Here is a 1901-nt window from a genome sequence, read left to right on the forward strand (position 1 = left end):
TCTTTAGGCCATGGGATTTGACCTAGCATATCGGCGGGTTAAAGCCGCTTTGTACAAGTTTGGGATTTATTTCATTGCTCACTGCAACATTTGGTTGAGTTAGGCTATAATCCTGCGCCATATCAATTAGGAGTTTAAAAATGCGTCCAAGTGGAAGAACTGCCAGTCAAATCCGTCCTGTTACTATAACTCGCCAGTTTACCTGTCATGCTGAAGGTTCGGTGTTGGTTGAATTTGGTAATACCAAAGTTATCTGTAACGCTACCGTTGAAGAAGGTGTGCCGCGCTTTATGAAAGGCCAAGGTAAAGGTTGGATCACTGCTGAGTACAGCATGCTTCCGCGCTCTACCCATACTCGCTCAGGTCGTGAAGCGGCTCGTGGCAAGCAAGGTGGACGTACTTTAGAGATTCAACGTTTAATTGCTCGCTCTTTACGCGCAGCGGTTGATTTAAAATTATTGGGTGAGAATACGATTACCCTAGATTGCGACGTTATTCAGGCTGATGGTGGCACTCGTACCGCGTCTATTACCGGTGCATGTGTTGCTCTAGTTGATGCTTTAACTTATATGCGCAGCAAAGGTATTTTAAAAGCGAATCCGCTTAAGTTTATGATTGCCGCATTATCAGTGGGTGTTTATAAAGGTAACGCTATCGCTGATTTAGAGTACTTGGAAGACTCTGACGCTGAAACAGACATGAACGTGGTGATGACTGAAACTGGCAAATTAATTGAAGTTCAAGGCACTGCCGAAGGCGAACCGTTTAGCTTTGACGAAATGAGCGAGATGCTTGAATTAGCTAAACATGGTCTGCGTGAGTTGTTCGATGTTCAAAAAAGTTCGTTAAACTAGAACGGGTTTATAAAAAGATATGCAAGATTATCAAAAAGCATTTATTGAATTTGCCTTAGCTCGCAATGTATTGAAATTTGGTGAATTTACATTGAAATCAGGGCGATTGAGCCCTTATTTTTTCAATGCTGGTTTATTCAATACCGGCAATGACTTGGCTAAACTTGGGCAATTTTATGCACAGGCCTTAATTGATTCTGGCATTGAATTCGATGTGTTGTTTGGTCCAGCTTATAAAGGCATTCCTATTGCGACCACTACGGCGGTTGCATTAGCTGACAAACATAACATCGATACACCTTATTGCTTTAATCGTAAAGAAGCCAAAGCTCATGGTGAAGGTGGTACTTTGGTGGGCAGTCCTCTTAACGGCAAAATCATGCTGGTGGATGATGTGATCACCGCAGGTACGGCTATCCGTGAATCAATGCAACTTATTAATGCCCACGGCGCAACGCTTGCTGGTGTGTTAATCGCTTTGGATCGCCAAGAAAAAGGCAAAGGTGAGCTGTCAGCTATTCAAGAAGTCGAGCGTGATTTTGGTACGCAAGTTGTGTCTATTATTAATCTCGGTGATTTAGTTGAGTACTTAAAACTGAAACCTGAAATGGCGGAACATTTGGCTAACATCGAACAATATCGGCAGGACTATGGGATCTGATTTTACGATTCCGGAGCAGTTTGCCGCTGATTATCATCTTGATGCGCTGGGGCTTAGATGTCCAGAGCCGGTAATGATGGTTCGTATGAAGGTCCGCAATATGCAAGACGGTGAGTCATTAAGTGTGATAGCTGATGACCATTCGACAACTCGCGACATGCCGAGTTTTTGTCGATTCATGGGGCATACCTTAGTGTGTTCCCATACCGAATCCGCCCCCTATATTTATCTCATCCGTAAAGGCGTGTAACTCCCGTAGCACGGCCTTTAGACCATGGAATATCGCACAATGGCACGGGGTTAAAACACCCGCCTACAAGAGACATTGCTCCCCTAGCACGGCCTTTAGGCCATGGAGTATCGCACAATTGCACGGGGTTAAAACA

The 1901-nt window shown here is 44.2% G+C and carries 3 protein-coding genes; all 3 read left to right on the forward strand.

The features are described from left to right. Window positions 1-140 precede the first annotated feature (140 nt). From rph to tusA, 3 genes are read left to right on the forward strand one after another with little or no spacing between them, the layout of a single operon-like run. Window positions 141-854, forward strand: coding sequence for a ribonuclease PH (rph, locus tag KO530_RS07215; protein ID WP_216047741.1), 714 nt, complete (start codon window positions 141-143; stop codon window positions 852-854). 19 nt (window positions 855-873) lie between these two features. Next, window positions 874-1515: an orotate phosphoribosyltransferase gene (gene pyrE, locus KO530_RS07220; protein ID WP_216047742.1), complete on the forward strand. Its 642-nt coding sequence runs from the start codon at window positions 874-876 to the stop codon at window positions 1513-1515. After that, window positions 1505-1765, forward strand: coding sequence for a sulfurtransferase TusA (tusA, locus tag KO530_RS07225; RefSeq protein ID WP_216047743.1), 261 nt, complete (start codon window positions 1505-1507; stop codon window positions 1763-1765). Before pyrE ends, tusA begins: the two co-directional genes overlap by 11 nt. Window positions 1766-1901 lie beyond the last annotated feature (136 nt).

The organism is Aliiglaciecola lipolytica (assembly GCF_018860635.1).
GTDB lineage: Bacteria > Pseudomonadota > Gammaproteobacteria > Enterobacterales > Alteromonadaceae > Aliiglaciecola > Aliiglaciecola lipolytica_A.